General features: G+C 71.4%; 16 protein-coding genes and 2 pseudogenes. 12 read left to right on the top strand and 6 right to left on the bottom strand.

From position 1 onward, the window contains the following. Positions 1 to 50 precede the first annotated feature (50 nt). Entirely contained in the window at positions 51 to 1,214 is a 1,164-nt protein-coding gene (locus ACWDO5_RS11815) for a hypothetical protein (RefSeq protein WP_450530157.1), read from the top strand. Positions 1,215 to 1,334: 120 nt separating this feature from the next. Next, positions 1,335 to 1,505, top strand: a complete 171-nt coding sequence (locus ACWDO5_RS11810; protein WP_450530156.1) for a hypothetical protein — start codon at positions 1,335 to 1,337, stop codon at positions 1,503 to 1,505. Positions 1,506 to 1,568: 63 nt separating this feature from the next. Here the strand turns inward: ACWDO5_RS11810 and ACWDO5_RS11805 are convergent. After that, a pseudogene (locus tag ACWDO5_RS11805) lies at positions 1,569 to 1,880 on the bottom strand (SDR family NAD(P)-dependent oxidoreductase); the annotation flags it as partial. A gap of 1 nt (position 1,881) precedes the next feature. Next, complete coding sequence (locus ACWDO5_RS11800; RefSeq protein WP_450530155.1) at positions 1,882 to 2,745, bottom strand: MaoC/PaaZ C-terminal domain-containing protein; 864 nt, start codon at positions 2,743 to 2,745, stop codon at positions 1,882 to 1,884. A gap of 265 nt (positions 2,746 to 3,010) precedes the next feature. On the opposite strand from ACWDO5_RS11800, the gene ACWDO5_RS11795 reads away from it, so the two are divergent. The 4 genes from ACWDO5_RS11795 to ACWDO5_RS11780 are packed head-to-tail and all read left to right on the top strand — an operon-like array spanning position 3,011 to position 6,619. Further along, positions 3,011 to 3,934 (top strand): ABC transporter ATP-binding protein, encoded by a 924-nt coding sequence (locus ACWDO5_RS11795; RefSeq protein ID WP_450530154.1) that lies wholly within the window; start codon positions 3,011 to 3,013, stop codon positions 3,932 to 3,934. After that, the gene (locus ACWDO5_RS11790) at positions 3,934 to 4,665 is read left to right on the top strand and encodes an ABC transporter permease (RefSeq protein ID WP_450530153.1); all 732 of its coding nucleotides are present in this window, start codon (positions 3,934 to 3,936) and stop codon (positions 4,663 to 4,665) included. Before ACWDO5_RS11795 ends, ACWDO5_RS11790 begins: the two co-directional genes overlap by 1 nt. 15 nt (positions 4,666 to 4,680) lie before the next feature. Next, positions 4,681 to 5,934: a sensor histidine kinase gene (locus tag ACWDO5_RS11785; protein WP_450530152.1), complete on the top strand. Its 1,254-nt coding sequence runs from the start codon at positions 4,681 to 4,683 to the stop codon at positions 5,932 to 5,934. A gap of 52 nt (positions 5,935 to 5,986) precedes the next feature. Further along, positions 5,987 to 6,619, top strand: coding sequence for a response regulator (locus ACWDO5_RS11780; RefSeq protein WP_450530181.1), 633 nt, complete (start codon positions 5,987 to 5,989; stop codon positions 6,617 to 6,619). A 60-nt stretch (positions 6,620 to 6,679) separates the two neighbouring features. Here ACWDO5_RS11780 and ACWDO5_RS11775 read toward each other — a convergent pair whose 3' ends face one another. Next, positions 6,680 to 8,137, bottom strand: a complete 1,458-nt coding sequence (locus ACWDO5_RS11775; RefSeq protein ID WP_450530151.1) for an MFS transporter — start codon at positions 8,135 to 8,137, stop codon at positions 6,680 to 6,682. 266 nt (positions 8,138 to 8,403) lie between these two features. Here ACWDO5_RS11775 and ACWDO5_RS11770 point away from each other — a divergent pair, with 266 nt between their 5' ends. The 6 genes and pseudogenes from ACWDO5_RS11770 to ACWDO5_RS11745 all read left to right on the top strand — a co-directional run bounded on the left by ACWDO5_RS11770 (position 8,404) and on the right by ACWDO5_RS11745 (position 12,008). Beyond that, positions 8,404 to 9,048: a class I SAM-dependent methyltransferase gene (locus ACWDO5_RS11770; protein ID WP_450530150.1), complete on the top strand. Its 645-nt coding sequence runs from the start codon at positions 8,404 to 8,406 to the stop codon at positions 9,046 to 9,048. 23 nt (positions 9,049 to 9,071) lie between these two features. Then, positions 9,072 to 10,016 (top strand): N-acetylmuramoyl-L-alanine amidase, encoded by a 945-nt coding sequence (locus tag ACWDO5_RS11765; RefSeq protein WP_450530149.1) that lies wholly within the window; start codon positions 9,072 to 9,074, stop codon positions 10,014 to 10,016. Between the two features lie 149 nt (positions 10,017 to 10,165). Then, the gene (locus ACWDO5_RS11760) at positions 10,166 to 11,011 is read left to right on the top strand and encodes a hypothetical protein (protein WP_450530148.1); all 846 of its coding nucleotides are present in this window, start codon (positions 10,166 to 10,168) and stop codon (positions 11,009 to 11,011) included. Positions 11,012 to 11,221: 210 nt separating this feature from the next. Beyond that, a pseudogene (locus ACWDO5_RS11755) lies at positions 11,222 to 11,341 on the top strand (LLM class F420-dependent oxidoreductase); the annotation flags it as partial. Positions 11,342 to 11,427: 86 nt separating this feature from the next. Beyond that, a complete protein-coding gene (locus ACWDO5_RS11750; RefSeq protein ID WP_307663779.1) occupies positions 11,428 to 11,721 on the top strand; it encodes a hypothetical protein in 294 nt (97 codons plus the stop codon). 155 nt (positions 11,722 to 11,876) lie between these two features. Then, entirely contained in the window at positions 11,877 to 12,008 is a 132-nt protein-coding gene (locus ACWDO5_RS11745) for a hypothetical protein (protein ID WP_450530147.1), read from the top strand. A gap of 117 nt (positions 12,009 to 12,125) precedes the next feature. Here ACWDO5_RS11745 and ACWDO5_RS11740 read toward each other — a convergent pair whose 3' ends face one another. Genes ACWDO5_RS11740 through ACWDO5_RS11730 form a run of 3 tightly spaced genes read right to left on the bottom strand, consistent with a single transcriptional unit; the run spans position 12,126 to position 14,267 of the window. Next, positions 12,126 to 12,977, bottom strand: a complete 852-nt coding sequence (locus ACWDO5_RS11740) for an ATP-grasp domain-containing protein (RefSeq protein ID WP_450530146.1) — start codon at positions 12,975 to 12,977, stop codon at positions 12,126 to 12,128. Continuing rightward, on the bottom strand, positions 12,974 to 13,876 hold the full coding sequence (locus ACWDO5_RS11735; protein ID WP_450530145.1) for an ATP-grasp domain-containing protein: 903 nt from the start codon (positions 13,874 to 13,876) through the stop codon (positions 12,974 to 12,976). Before ACWDO5_RS11735 ends, ACWDO5_RS11740 begins: the two co-directional genes overlap by 4 nt. Beyond that, positions 13,821 to 14,267 carry a hypothetical protein gene (locus ACWDO5_RS11730; RefSeq protein ID WP_450530144.1) on the bottom strand — a complete coding sequence of 149 codons (447 nt, stop codon included), beginning with the start codon at positions 14,265 to 14,267 and terminating at the stop codon, positions 13,821 to 13,823. The genes ACWDO5_RS11735 and ACWDO5_RS11730 overlap by 56 nt, the downstream gene beginning before the upstream one ends. Between the last annotated feature and the right edge of the window lie 97 nt (positions 14,268 to 14,364).

Here is a 14,364-nt window from a genome sequence, read left to right as displayed (position 1 = left end):
TTCGGCAGGAAGTGCGATACCTAGCTTCAGTCACCGGAGGTGATTAGTCGATGACAGCCTGTGCCATCGAGACCGCCACGGAGGATGGGGCGGTGGGGCGTACGGGGATCACGATCACCGCGGACGGCGCATACGCGGCCCGGCTGGCGGGGGGCCGTGAGGCCCTGTTCCCGGAGCGGTGGACGCTCGGCCCCGAGCCCTACGCCGTGCCGCTGCCGCTGAACCAGCCCGAGGAGCGCGAAGCCGAGGTGCTGCCGCTGGCCGACGGGCGGGTGCTGATCCGGCGGCGGATGGCCGGACGGCACGCCTTCTCGCTGCTGTATCCGACCGGGCCGGGGACGGGTGAACTGCCGCTCGGCGCCGTCGAGTCGGCGGAGCTGCGGCTGCTTCCGCCCGCGCCGGACGGCAGGAGCGCGTACGCCCTGGCGCCCGGCGCGGAGTCGACCGGGGTCTGGCTGGTGGCGGGCGGGGCGTTCGGCCCCGAGTATGTCGCCGAGGTGCCGGGCCGCTGCTCCGGCGGGGTCTGGCTGGACCGTGCGGGGCGGATACTGGCCCTGGACCGGCAACTGGCCGACGGCCCGGTGAAGGCGGTGGCGGTCGATCTGGAGCGGGGCGGGGAGGTGACGCCGCTGCTGCAGATCACGGATGCCAGCGACGACCGGCTGCTGCTGGCCGACACGGACAGCGGCCTGCTGCTGATCCGCTCCAACGCGCCGGGCTACGACCGGCTCGGCTGGGGCGTGCTGGGGAGCCTGCGGCCGGTCCGCTTTCCCGAGTGCCTGCGGCTGGCGGACTGCGCGGTGACGCCGTTCGCCGTACAGCCCGGGCAGGTGCTGATGCCGGAGAGCTGCGCGGTGGCGCTGCGGATCGACGGCGCGGCGGGGAGCTGGCTGGGGGTGTGGCGCCCTTCGGGACGGCGGCTGCATCAACTGGCCGCGCCCGAGGGGTGGTTGGTGGGGGCCGGCCTGTGGAGCCGGGAGGGCGTGCTGCAACTCCCGTACGCGACCAGAGCGGTGCCGTGCGGGGTGGCGCGAATCGACGGGCCGGCGGACGCACTCGTACCGGATGTGATCACGGATGCGAAGGTGATCACAGAACCCCCACAATCGATGTGGGCTGGTGGGGAACCGCTCTGGGGTGCCGGGACTCCTATTGTGTACAAGCCGGTTCCTTTGCAGCAGGCGCCTCTCACCGGCGGCGGGGCCCCTGGTTAAATTCTCGGGCCGGGGCTACGCAGCCGCGCCGACCGGACGTCGACGGTGACGGGGTTCGCAGGTGTGGCCCGGGGTGCCTTGCGACACGTAATCAGCGATCACAACGGGGTGACTTCCCACATGTCTGAAGCCCGAACCGACACGACCCAGGAGCGTCCGCAGCCGGCGGCCGCAGGCCGGGCCGAAGCCGGCGGCGCCGGAAAGCACCGGGGCGGTGCGGCGACGACGGAGGAGGCCGCAACTCCGGCGCACGGCCGCCACCGTCGGCCCGAGGAGATGCGCGGCGCTTGACGCGGGAAGGCGCGGGTAAGGGAGGCGAAGCCCCGGACGCGGCCCCGGTCACCCCCGCTTCAGGCCCAGCACCTTCGCCGCCGCGGGCGAGGCCAGATAGCTCACCAGCGGGGAGACATGCTCCGGCGCCAGCGGGTCGAGCCCGCCGTCCGCCGGTTCCGCCAAGCCGGCGAACACGTCCTGCGTCATCCGGGTCCTGGCGCGCGGGCAGATCACATTGGCCGTGACCCCGTACTTGGCGAGCGCCAGCGCCGTGGAGGTGGTCAGGCCGACGATGCCGCCCTTGGCCGCCGCGTAGTTCGGCTGGCCCGCCGAGCCCGCGAGGAACGCCTCCGAGGAGGTGTTGACGATCCGCCCGTAGACCGGTGCTCCGGTCCTAGGCGTGTTCGACGACGGTGTCGGCGAGGACCGGCGCGTCGTCCCTCTCGACGGCGGTCACCGCCACCTGGACGCGGCCGGACTCCGGCGAGTCGGCCCACATCCGGATACGCAGGGTCTCGCCGGGGAAGACCACCCCGGCGAAGCGAGTCGTGTACGAGCGGACACGGCCGACGTCCCCGCCGAGCAGCGTGTCGACGACCGCCTTGAGTGTCATGCCGTACGAGCAGAGCCCGTGCAGGATGGGCCGGTCGAAGCCGGCGCGCGCGGCGAACGCGGGGTCGGCATGCAGCGGGTTCCAGTCGCCGGAGAGCCGGTAGAGCAGCGCCTGGTCCTCCCGGACGGATTTCTCCACGGTCTTGTCCGGTTCGCGGGAGGGGAGTTCGATGCGCGGCGAGGGCCCGCGGTCGCCGCCGAAGCCGCCTTCCCCGCGTACGAAGAGCTGGGCGTCGCTCGTCCACAACGGGCCTTCCTCGTCGGCCGCTTCGGTGCGCAGGACGAGGATCGCGGCCTTGCCCTTGTCGTAGACGGCCGCGACCCGGGAGGTCGATACGGCGCTGCCCTCGATGGGGATCGACCGGTGCAGCCGGATGCTCTGCCCGCCGTGCAGCACGGCTGCCAGGTCGATGTCGAGGCCGGGTCCGGTGAGCCCGCCGACGACGCCCTGGCCCGCGCCCGCGACGGTGGCGAAGCTCGGCAGCACATGCAGCCTCGGCTCAAGGGTGTAGCGGAGCTCGTCGGGGTCGGTGGCGGGGACGCCGGCCCCAAGGCCGAGGTGGTAGAGCTGGACGTCCTTGTGGCCCCAGCTGATCCTGGTACTGCGGGGCTCGGCGGCGACGGCCTTGGCGGCATCAATGGGCATGAGGATGCTGCTCCTTGGTGAGTGGAAGACCTCGGCGCGGCCGTCCGCACCGTCGGTCGCACCGAGGTCGTACGGGACCGGCCCCTGGCCTGTTCTAGAACGCGTTCTAGGAGTCGGTGGCCCCTATGTATAACGCAGCCCTCATTACTTGTGAAGCCTGCTGACGCCGTGTCAGAACCGGCTGTCCACCCGGGACATTTGTCACTGCCGAGCGCGTACATGCGCATCTTCCGGAGCCCTGTGCCCGCTCCGTAGCGTCGTCGATATGACGCAGACAACTGAGAGTGGGACTGCGGCGGTGAGCTTCGCCGGGGCGGCCAAGGCCTTCGGCGCGGTACATGCCGTCGACGGCATAGACCTCGGCATCCGGCGCGGCGAGACGGTCGCTCTGCTGGGCCGCAACGGCGCGGGCAAGTCCACCGCCATCAGCCTGATGCTCGGCCTGAACGACCCCGACGCCGGCCGGGTCCGGATCTTCGGCCGCGCCCCCGGGCAGGCCGTCGCCGCCGGTCTCGTCGGCGCGATGCTCCAGGACGGCCGCCCGATCCCCCGGGTGACCGTGCGCGAACTGGTCACCTTCGTGGCCCGCACCTACCCGAAGCCGCTGCCCGTCGCCGAGGCACTGGAGCTGGCCGGGCTCACCGCACTGGCGGACCGCCGTGCCGACAGGCTCTCCGGCGGCCAGGTCCAGCGCGTCCGCTTCGCCGTCGCGCTGGCCGGCAACCCGGAGTTGATCGTCCTCGACGAGCCGACCGCGGCGCTGGACGTCGAGGCGCGGCACGCCTTTTGGAAGTCGATGCGGGCGTACGCCTCGCGCGGCAACACCGTGCTGTTCTCCACCCACTATCTGGAGGAGGCCGACGGCAACGCCGACCGCATCGTCGTCCTCGACCACGGCCGGATCGTGGCCGACGGCAGCGGCGAGCGGATCAAGCGGTCGGCCGGCAGCAGCCTCGTCGCCTTCGACCTGGCGGGACGGGGTACGGAGGATCTCGGCCTGCTCCCCGGCGTCGTCTCGGTCGAGATCCGCGGGGACCGGGCCCGGCTGCGTACGGCCGACTCCGACGCCACGGTCGTCGCGCTCGCCGGACTCGGCGCCATTCGCTGCCTCGAAGTCGCCCCAGCGACGCTCGAGGACGCCTTCCTCGCCCTGACAGACGATCGTGACCGCGCCAAGGAGACCGTGTGATGTCGAACATCGCCGAATACGTCAAGCTCGAAACGCGCCGGACCCTGCGCGACCCCGGCTTCGTCATCTTCAGCGCCGGGATGCCCGTACTGATGTATCTGCTGTTCACCAATATCGGCGGAGCCGGCCAGGCGGACGGCTGGAAGGCCATGTCCATGGTGGGCATGGCTGCGTACGGCGCGCTCGGCGCGGCGATGAGCGTGGGCACCGGGATCGCCGAGGACAAAACGCTGGGCTGGCTGCGGCAGTTGCGGATCACCCCGATGAGCCCGCGCCAGGTGGTGGTGGGCCGCGCGCTGACCGGCTCTGTGACCGTGCTCCCCGCGATCCTCTCCGTTCTCGTCGCGGGCGGGCTGGTCAACGGCGTACGGCTGGACCTCTGGCAGTGGGCGGCGCTCACCCTGCTGCTCTGGGCGGGCGCGACCCCCTTCACCCTGCTCGGAATCGGCAACGGTTACCGGCTCACCGCCCAGGCCACGGGCGTGGTGAATGTGGCTACGTTGATGGGTCTCGCGGTGGTCGGCGGGCTGTGGTTTCCCATCGACGCCTTCCCCGACTGGCTGCGCTCGGTCTCCCGGTTCACGCCGGCCAACCGGTTCGCCGACCTCGGCTGGTCGGTCACACATGGTGCCGCCCCCGGGCTCACCACCGTCGCGGTGGTGCTGGGCTGGCTGGGGATCTTCGGCTCGTACGCTGTGGTCTCGTACCGCCGCGCCGCGCGGACCGCGTAACGGGAGCGAGCGACCATGCGCTGGAAGATCGAACAGCACATCAGGCCGATGGGCGCGTGGAAGGCCGACTGGGAAATACAGAAGGCCAGGTGGCGGGAGCAGAAGAGGGTAGGGAAGACCGGCCCCGAACAGATGGGCCCGCCCAACGGCTTCGCCCTGCTGCCCTGGCTGCTGATGGGCATGGGCGCCTTCTCCAACCTCCTCCAGGGCAAGACCCCCAATCCCTGGATCGGCGGGACAGGCCTGCTGGCCTTCAACTCCCTCTATATCCACGTGGTGTTCCGCGCCTTCGACAAGAAAGCGCGGGAGGCCGCCTCCACCCGCCGGGCGCTGGTCGCGCTGGCCGTGATCACCTGCGGACTCGCCATCGCATACGGCGGCAGCTGGCTGCTCTTCTTCATGCTGCTCGGCCTGGCCACCGGATCGATCGTGCGGGGCAGGTGGCTCGGCCCGATCGGGCTCGGACTGAGCGCCCTGGCCGGCGTCATCGCAGGGCTGCGGGACGGCTGGGGTGCCGTCAATGTCGCGTACGGCACGTTCATCTCCTGCATGGTGACCGCCGCGATCCTCGCCCTGTCCGAGACCGTCAAGGAACTGCGCACGACGCGCGAGGAGCTGGCCCGTACGGCGGTGGAGAAGGAGCGGCTGCGCTTCTCCCGCGACCTGCACGATCTGCTCGGCCACACCCTCTCGGTCATCGTGGTCAAGTCGGAGGCCGCCCGCCGCCTCGCCCCGCGCGACATGGACGCCGCGCTGGCCCAGATCACCGATATCGAGTCGGTGGGCCGCCAGGCCCTGACCGAGATCCGGGAAGCGGTGACGGGCTACCGCGAGGGCAACCTCGCCACCGAACTCGACCGGGCGCGCTCGGCGCTCACCGCCGCCGGTATCGAGCCCGTCGTCCGCCAGTCGGGCCCCCCGCTGGAGCCGCAGACGGCTGCCCTGCTGGGGTGGGTGGTCAGGGAGGCGGTAACCAATGCCGTACGCCACAGTGGCGCGACGAACTGCGAGATCGCGGTCGAGGGCACCGCGGAACGGGTCCGCCTGACGATCACCGACGACGGCCGCGGTGCCCCCGCAGCCGACGCCGCCCCGGCCCCGTACGGCACAGGCCTGAAGGGCCTGACGGAGCGCCTCGCGGCGGCGGGCGGCTCCCTGGACGCGGGACGGTCGGCCCGCGGCGGCTTCCGGGTGAGCGCACAACTCCCGGTGGACTCGGTGAAGTCGGCGGACCTGACCCGGGCCGCGCGGTCCGCGCTCACCGAATGACCTGCTCACCCGCAGGTGGGACCGGTCGCCATACCCTTGGCCCGTGGAAGAGATGCCCCGTGACCACCGGCCCGCCAAGTCCGTACGTGTCCTTCTCGCCGAGGACCAGGGCATGATGCGCGGCGCGCTCGCGCTGCTGCTCGGCCTCGAGGCGGACATTGAGGTGGTCGCCCAGGTCGGCAGGGGCGATGCCATCGTTGATGCGGCGCTCACCTCACGGCCCGATGTGGCCCTGCTGGACATCGAACTTCCCGGCCGCAGTGGGCTCGACGCGGCCGCCGACTTGCGGGACGAGGTGCCCGACTGCCGGGTGTTGATCCTGACGACCTTCGGGCGGCCCGGGTATCTGCGGCGGGCGATGGAGGCCGGGGCCGCGGGGTTTCTGGTCAAGGACGGGCCGGTGGAGGAGCTGGCGGTGGCGATCCGGCGGGTGTTGACGGGCGAGACCGTGATCGACCCGGCGCTCGCCGCCGCCGCACTGAGCGCGGGGCCGAGTCCGCTCACCGCGCGGGAGCGGGATGTGCTGAACGCCGCGGTGGACGGCGCGACGGTCTCCGACATCGCGGCCGCGCTGCATCTGTCCGAGTCGACCGTACGGAACTATCTGTCGTCGGCGATCGGCAAGACGGGCACGCGCAACCGCATGGAGGCGGTGCGGGCGGCGCGTCAGCAGGGGTGGCTGTAACGGCCGTGGCCGGCAGACGTAGCAGGCAAGCGTGGTCGGCAGACGTGCCCGGCAGACGGCTTACGGCTCCGCCCGGCGCGGCAGCCAGAACAGCGTCATCACCGCGCCGGCGAGCAGCACCCCCGCGCCCGTACGGAACGCCAGGGCGTAACCGGCCGTCAGCGCCTCCGGGTTGGTGGCGCCCGCCGTGCGAGCGGCCGCGACCGTCGAGAGGACGGCGAGGCCGAGCGCGCCGCCCATCGTGCGGGAGGTGTTGATCAGTCCCGATACGAGGCCCGCGTCGCCCGGCGCAGCGCCCGAGGTGGCGAGCGAGGCGAGCGGGGTGATGGCCAGTCCGGCGCCGGCCATCATCAGGATGCCGGGGCCGAGGATCGTGGTGAGGTAGGTGCCCTCGGCGGTCATTGTGGACTGCCAGCCGAACCCGGTCGCGGCGACCAGGGCGCCGATGACGGCGACGTTCCTGGCGCCGGCTCTTGCCATCAGGCGGGGTGCGATCTTCGAGCCGGCGATAACGCTCACGGAGCTGGGAATGAGCGCCAGGCCCGCCTGCAACGGCGTGTAGCCCAGCACGTTTTGTGCGTACACCGTCATGAAGAACCACATGGCGAAGGAGGCCGAGCCGGAGGTGAACATGGCCACGTTCGCGGCGGTGACCGCGCGGGACCGGAACACCTTCAGCGGCATCAGCGGAGCCCCGGCGGTGGCCTCCACCGCCACGAACAGCCCGAGCAGTGCAAGACCGCCGAGCAGCGGCAGCAGCGTGCCGGGCGCGGTCCAGCCCGACTCCTCGGTCTGCACGACGCCGTACGCGACCGCCGCGAGGCCGCCCGTGACAAGCACCGCGCCGGGCAGGTCGAGCCTGCCACGGTCGCCCGCCCTGCTCTCGGTGAGCCAGATCGCCGCGCCCACCAGCACGAGCGCGCCCACCGGCACATTGATCAGGAGAACCCAGCGCCAGGACAGCAGATCGGTGAGGACGCCCCCGACGAGTCCGCCGGCCGCACCGCCCGCGGCGCCCACCGCCGCCCAGGTGCCGATCGCCCGGGTCCGCGCGGGGCCCCGCGGTACGGCCGAGGTCACGATGGTGAGGGTCGCGGGCGCGAGCACGGCCGCGCCGAGGCCCTGTACGGCGCGGGCGGCGAGCAACTGCCAGCCCTCCTGCGCGAGCCCGCCGGCTACGGACGCGGCGGTGAACAGGCCGAGCCCGAGGAGGAACATCAGCTTGCGGCCGAAGATGTCCGCGGCCCGCCCGCCGAGCAGCATGAAGCCGGCGAAGGCGATGGAGTAGGCGTTGAGTACCCATTGCAGGCCGGTCGTGGAGAGCCCGAGGTCGGCGCGCATCGAGGGGAGCGCGACATTGACCACGGACACATCGAGGACGACGAGGAACTGGCCGGCGCACGCGGCGAGGATCACCGCCCAGGTTCGCGTCGGGCGGGAGACGCGGGTGGATATCGCTGTCTGTGCGGCGGGCTCTGCGGTGCCTTGACCGTCAGGGGCGTGAACCATGACGGTCATGGTCTCAGCCGCCGTGCGGCCCGTACATCCGGATATCGATGTACGGGCCAGGAGCCCGTGAACCCAGGACCTTCGCAGCAGCGTGACGACGGCCGCCCCGCCGAGCCCATGCACGCCGAGGAGGCCCTGCCCTGCCGCGCCGTCCCAGTAGCCGGGCCGCCCGGCCCCGCACTGACGGTAGGTCAGGTAGCGGGGTTCCTGTTCAACGCCTACGGGGCGTACGGCACGATGGGCGCCCCGGACACACGTACGACCTGGAGGAACCCATGGCCGCCGCCCCCAAGCCGGAGACCCTCGCCGCCTTCGAGGCCGCCAAGGGCTTCATGCCCGTACGGGAAGGGCTCGCCCTGTACGCGGCGGCGGCGGAGGCGGGCGCGCTCGGGCTGCCGCTGCTCGAGGTCGGCACGTACTGCGGGCGCTCGACCATTCTGCTCGCCGACGCCGCCCGCGAGGCGGGCACGATCGCCGTCACGGTCGACCACCACCGGGGCAGCGAGGAGCAGCAGCCGGGCTGGGAGTACCACGACCCGGCGGTGGTCGACCCGGAGGTGGGCCGGATGGACACCCTGCCGGCCTTCCGCCGCACCCTCTTCAAGGCCGGCCTGGAGGACCACGTCATCGCCGTCGTCGGCCGCTCCCCGCAGGTGGCCGCAGTCTGGGGACGGCCGCTCGGCCTGGTGTTCATCGACGGCGGCCACACCGACGAGCACGCGGGTGGCGACTACGAGGGCTGGGCCCTGCATGTCGCCGAGGGTGGCCTGCTGGTGATCCACGACGTCTTCCCCGACCCGGCCGACGGCGGCCAGGCCCCGTACCGCGTCTACCTCCGGGCGCTCGCGTCCGGCGCGTTCAGCGAGATCTCGGTGACCGACTCGCTGCGCGTCCTGCGGCGTACAGGACCGGGGGTCTGAGCCGCCGCGCTAGCATCGCGAGGGTGTCGTACGACGAGAACCAGCCCCCCACCCGTCCGCGCCGCATCGGCCGCGGCAATGTGACCATCGCGATCGCGGCGCTGGTGCCGACCGCCCTGGCGGGGTGGCTGTTCTGGAAGGCGATGAGCGGCCCGGAGGACAACCAGCCGCCGAAGGTGCTGCCACTGCCGAGCCGGCAGACCACCGCGGGCAAGCCGGGACCGGCCCCATCGCCTCCCCCGCCCGCATCCTCCCCCGCCGCCTCGTTCACGCCCTCGAAGGGGAGCGCGTCGGGGCCACTGGCCGGCAAGACCGTGGTCGTCGACCCGGGGCACAATCCCGAAAACTTCCGGCACACGAGCGAAATCAATAAACTCGTGGATATCGGCACCAATCGCAAGGAATGCGACACGACGGGCACGGCAACCAACGACGGCTACACCGAAGCCGAATTCACCTTCGATGTTTCACAACGCCTTCGCACGCTGCTCGAAAAGCAGGGTGCAACGGTCAAATTCACCCACACCAACGATCGCCCCTTCGGTCCCTGTGTGGATGAACGGGCGCGGATCGGCAACAAGGCCGAGGCGGACGCGGTCGTCTCCGTGCACGCGGACGGCTCGGCCGCCGGCAACCGCGGCTTCCACGTCATCCTTCCCGCCCTGGTCAAGGGGGGTGCGGCGGACACCGCGAAGATCGTCGCCCCGTCCCGCGACCTCGGCGAGCGGATCGCCGGAAAGTTCGTACGCGCGACCGGCAGCGCCCCCTCCAACTACGTCGGCGGCGGCACCGGATTGGACGTACGCAATGATCTCGGCGGCCTGAACCTGTCCACCGTCCCCAAAGTGTTCATCGAATGCGGCAATATGCGTGATTCGAAAGACGCCGCCCTGCTGAAGAGTTCGAGCTGGCGGCAGAAGGCGGCGCAGGGAATCGCGGACGGCATCGGCAGTTACCTCCAGAGGTAACAGTGCGATACCCGGCAGACGGCGGGATCGGGCAGACGATAGATTCATCTCTACGATGGGGAGTCACCCCCGAGCTCCGCGCGTGCACACCGCCGAACCGGCGGCAGCGACGACCGCCCCGATGAGACGACCGACGAAGGATTTTTTACGTGAACATCCGCTCCCTCACTCGAGGCGATGGCGTGGTGATCGGAGCAGCGGTGTTGCTGTTCATCGCCTCGTTCCTCGACACGTTCGGCTGCTCCGGCAGCAACTGCGGCAACGTGCCGACCGCCTGGGACAACGGTTCCCTGCTCCTGGGTGTCTACCTGGCCGGCATCATCGGTGCGGCGCTGGTCGTCATCTCCCGCGCGCTGCCGCAGCCGCCGAAGGTCATCGGGCTCGACCTCGGCCAGCTCGGCGTCGCCCTGACGGTCTTCACCGCGTGGAGCGCGCTCGGCGCGATCTTCGACCCGGCGGGCTCCCTGGACATCGGCAGCAGCAGCGTCGACGCCGGCACCGGCCTGATCCTCGGCTTCATCGCGGCGCTCGTCCTCGCGGCCGGCGCCATCTGCTCCCTGATCGTGCCCGTCTTCAAGGCCCCGCTCATCGGCGCCCCGCGGCCGGCCGGCCCGCTGCCGTCCGGCATGCTTCCCCACCCCCCCGGCGGCTACGGCTACCCGGGCGCCCAGCAGCAGCCCTACAACGTACAGCCGGGTCATCCTCAGCCGGGTCAGCCCCAGCCGTACGTCGCCCAGCCGCAGCCGGGTCATCAGCAGCAGGCCCCGGCCGGGCCGCAGCAGGCCGGCGGCCCCGCCGACTTCACGCCGTTCTGGTTCGCGGTTCCGGTGGCCCGCCCGCTGTACGGCGAGGACGGTTCACCGACTCCGATCGCCGAACTCGCGCCGGGCACCTGGTACCTCGCGGTCGAGCAGCGCGGTCCTGGCCTCATCGCCCAGACGCAGGACGGCCGCCGTGGCGTCCTGCAGGACACCTCGGGCATCCAGCGCGGCTGACGCAAGCGGCTGACGCACCCGGTCCGTTCAGCGGCCCCTCGCCCTTCCGGGCGCGGGGCCGTTGCCGTACCCTGACGCCCCGTCAGAAATGTACGGCTGGAGAGGACCCGGTATGCGACTCGGCCTTGCTCTCGGCTACTGGTGGCCGGGGCCCCGACCCCGGCCATCTGGATCTCGCCCGCGAGGCCGAACGGCTCGGCTACGACTCCGCCGCGGCAGCGGATCGTCGAACGCCTGGAGCTGTGGCGCAAGGGCCCGGTCACCGACCTGCTGGTGACCGCCCCGGACCCGCACACCCTCCGGGTCCTGGCCGAGCTCAACTCGTCGTAGATTCAAAAGGCTCAAGGGCTCAGAGACTCAGCCCTCGGTCGGAACCGAATGGGTTTCACAGGCTCACAAGCGGCAACCCGAAGCGTATGAGCCTCAGTCAACGCAAGGGAACGAATCAGGCCGCGACGGTCGTCACGATCGTTGCCGATGTCATGGCCGTCATCATCGGCCTCTGGATTCTGATGTATCTGCTGGACGCCAACCGCGCCAACGACCTGGTGGGCTTCGTCCAGGATGCCGCCCGCTGGCTCGCCGGCTGGTCCTACGACCTGTTCACCTTCGACGAGGCATGGGCCCGCGTCGTAGCCGGCTACGGCCTCGCCGCCGTGGTGTACCTCTTCGTCGGCCACGCGGTGGCAGGCCGCCTGCGCCGCCACTAACTGGGCTTGGAATGAGCCGAACGCGCTCCATCCGGCCAATGGCGGTCGCGGGCCCGCGCCCCCAAGCGGGCAATCCCTGCGGCCCTTCCGGCGCCTCGCAGACGCATCATGCGGGTCCGGCCGCGTGGGTCAGCCATCTCGAGGAGTCGATCATCATGACCGAGACGACTGTCCGCCGCCGCGTCCGTCACACTCCTCGTACGAGCGAGTCCGACCGCAAGAAAGCCTCCGCCGCCCTGCAGCGTGCTCTCGACCGCAGGGACGACGGCGGCTCGACCGGCCGCTGACTCACACCGGTCACCATCGGAGGTGGTCGGCGCGTCAGCGCGTGATGGTGAAGCGGCCCACCCGCTCGCCGGTTTCCGCGAGTGCGGAGACCTTCAGCGCCGGGCGGTTCCCCGTCGTCACCTCGACCGGCCCACGCCCGACTGAGAAGCGACGGCAGCCCGTTCGGCCGCCTGCAGCGCCAGCGCCGCCAGTGCCTCCGGGGCGCCCGCCTGGCCGCGTATCCCAGGAAAGGCGTTGATGTCCACGATCAGCGGGGCACCGTTGCCCGCGTCGATCACGTCCACGCCGTACACGTCCAGCGCGAAGACCGAGCCGACCCGGCGCACCAGATCCAGCCAGCCGTCCGGCAGGTCGCCGAGCGCGAGAGGCAGCGTCGGACCGCGGCCGGCCTCCAGCAGTTCGGATCGGCGCAGGGCGGCGAAGACCTCGCCATCGATCACCCACAGCTTGTAGTCCCAGCCGCTGTTCGCGGTGAACTCCTGCACCACCACCGACTCGTCCGGCCAGGCGGCGCCCAGGGCGCGCAGTTGTACGGCGCCGTCGATCCGGGCCACGAGGTCGTGCCGCCGACTGTGCCGGCTCTTGACCACCACCGGATACGCGAACCTCGCCCCTTCTGCCGCGAGCCGCGCGAGTGTGGTGACGGTCCGGGTGACCGCGAACGGCAACCCGGCGCCCCGCGCCAGCTCGGCCATCGCCGTCCGGTCCTGGCACAGCCCGGTCGCCGCCGCCGAGTTCAGCACCGGAGCGCCGCGCTCCTCCAGGAACCGGCCCAGGGCCAGCGCGCGCGGCGTCCGCGCCTTCAGCAGATAGACATCGGCGAGAGCACCGGGGGCGACCAGCTCCTGCGGCGCATCGCTCCGCGCGCCCGGATCCACCGACTCGACCTGGTGACGGGGTGTCAACAGGGCGGCGGTGGCAGCCAGCAGCGGGTGATCGGGCTCGGGTGTGATCAGGCAGATCCTCATCTGCCCCCGCCCGTCGCCGCGGAAATCTGCGCCGGCACCCGCACCGGCTCCGGGAGGGGGGCGACGGCCGCCGCGCCCGGCCCGGTCCTGCCCGTACGCGCCAACTCCAGCACGGCCCGCGCCACCCGTACCGCCGCGTCCGGCACCTGCCGGAAACTCGGAAAGTCGTTCACGTCGACGATCACCGGACCGTCCGGCCCCAGCAGCACGTCAACCCCGTACAGATCCAGCCCGTACACCGTCCCGACCTCGGCGACTATCCCGGCCACCTCGGCGGAAAGCGGCACACGCCGCTCGTCCACCGGCCGGTCCGGGTGGAGCGGCGAACACCGCTCGGTCGCATACAGTTCACCGCCGACGCAGTACACCTTGAGGTCGACCCCCGAGTTCGGCACATACGGCTGGGCGATCAGCATCCCTTCCCCGGCCAGCTCGGTCCCCATCGCGGCCAGCCGGTCCGGCGACGGCACCAGCCGCACCGCCCGCCCGGAGCTCCCGTCTGCGGGCTTGACCACCAGCGGAAACTCCGCCTCCGGTATCTCCGCCAGTGCCTCCGGACGTGCCGCCACGTACGTCAGTGGCACCGGAAGCCCCCGGCTGCGCCCGATCACCGCCGCCAGTGCCTTGTCCCGCACCCCGCGGATCGACCGCGCGTCATTGACCGTCATCAGCCCGACCGCCGCCGCGGCCTCCAGCAGCGTCAGCCCCGGCCCACCCGACACCGTCTTGAGCACCCAGGCGTCGTGGGTCCCCGCCCGAACCTCCTCGGACACTCGCACCAGCGAGCTGCCCGGCCGCAGCACATCCACCCGGTGCCCCCAGGCGGTGAGCTGGCGGATCACCTCAACGGGCATGCCGTCGTACCGGTAGTGCTCCTCCACCAGAAAGCAGAGTCTCATCGGCCTTCCCCTCACTGACCCTGGACGATCTCTGACACGGACACCCCGCTGCCCCCCAACCCGCGGTAGCGCACCGTCCGTCCTCCAGGTCGTGGTGGTCTGCGGGCGGAGCCGATCGAGGTTTGGCTTCTGGGGTGGCGCCGGTGGTCACCGCCACCAAGGTCACCACGGACTCCGGCAGCGCCGTGCCGAAGGCGGCGAGGATGCTGCCCACCGCCATCTTCCCGACGTTCAGCCGCCGGCCCAGCCATTCCACCGCGTTGACGAACCACTCGCAGGAGAGATAGATCACCACAGCGCACACGATGAGCACTACGAAATGCCACACGTTGATCGTCCAGCCTTCCCGCACCGCGGGAGACAAGGACCGATGCGCGGGAAGCGGCGGCATACAACCTCGACCCCGCGACGCGTATATGCCGTCGACAGAGGGCCGAAGGTCTCGCCCGCCCGCATCATGGAATACGGGCCAGCCACCGGGAGCAGAA

Source organism: Streptomyces sp. NPDC000880, assembly GCF_053599675.1.
The sequence above is the reverse complement of the archived record's forward strand: the minus strand, read 5'-3'. Positions and strand labels throughout refer to the sequence as shown.

Excerpts from the sequence above, each read along its gene's own strand:
- ACWDO5_RS11815 (WP_450530157.1), top strand. The coding sequence starts at position 51 with ATGACAGCCTGTGCCATCGAGACCGCCACGGAGGATGGGGCGGTGGGG.
- ACWDO5_RS11740 (WP_450530146.1), bottom strand. The coding sequence starts at position 12,977 with ATGAGGATCTGCCTGATCACACCCGAGCCCGATCACCCGCTGCTGGCT.
- ACWDO5_RS11790 (WP_450530153.1), top strand. The coding sequence starts at position 3,934 with ATGTCGAACATCGCCGAATACGTCAAGCTCGAAACGCGCCGGACCCTG.
- ACWDO5_RS11785 (WP_450530152.1), top strand. The coding sequence starts at position 4,681 with ATGCGCTGGAAGATCGAACAGCACATCAGGCCGATGGGCGCGTGGAAG.
- ACWDO5_RS11730 (WP_450530144.1), bottom strand. The coding sequence starts at position 14,267 with ATGCCGCCGCTTCCCGCGCATCGGTCCTTGTCTCCCGCGGTGCGGGAA.
- ACWDO5_RS11795 (WP_450530154.1), top strand. The coding sequence starts at position 3,011 with ATGACGCAGACAACTGAGAGTGGGACTGCGGCGGTGAGCTTCGCCGGG.
- ACWDO5_RS11750 (WP_307663779.1), top strand. The coding sequence starts at position 11,428 with ATGAGCCTCAGTCAACGCAAGGGAACGAATCAGGCCGCGACGGTCGTC.
- ACWDO5_RS11770 (WP_450530150.1), top strand. The coding sequence starts at position 8,404 with ATGGCCGCCGCCCCCAAGCCGGAGACCCTCGCCGCCTTCGAGGCCGCC.
- ACWDO5_RS11800 (WP_450530155.1), bottom strand. The coding sequence starts at position 2,745 with ATGCCCATTGATGCCGCCAAGGCCGTCGCCGCCGAGCCCCGCAGTACC.
- ACWDO5_RS11780 (WP_450530181.1), top strand. The coding sequence starts at position 5,987 with ATGCCCCGTGACCACCGGCCCGCCAAGTCCGTACGTGTCCTTCTCGCC.
- ACWDO5_RS11735 (WP_450530145.1), bottom strand. The coding sequence starts at position 13,876 with ATGAGACTCTGCTTTCTGGTGGAGGAGCACTACCGGTACGACGGCATG.
- ACWDO5_RS11775 (WP_450530151.1), bottom strand. The coding sequence starts at position 8,137 with ATGACCGTCATGGTTCACGCCCCTGACGGTCAAGGCACCGCAGAGCCC.
- ACWDO5_RS11745 (WP_450530147.1), top strand. The coding sequence starts at position 11,877 with ATGACCGAGACGACTGTCCGCCGCCGCGTCCGTCACACTCCTCGTACG.
- ACWDO5_RS11810 (WP_450530156.1), top strand. The coding sequence starts at position 1,335 with ATGTCTGAAGCCCGAACCGACACGACCCAGGAGCGTCCGCAGCCGGCG.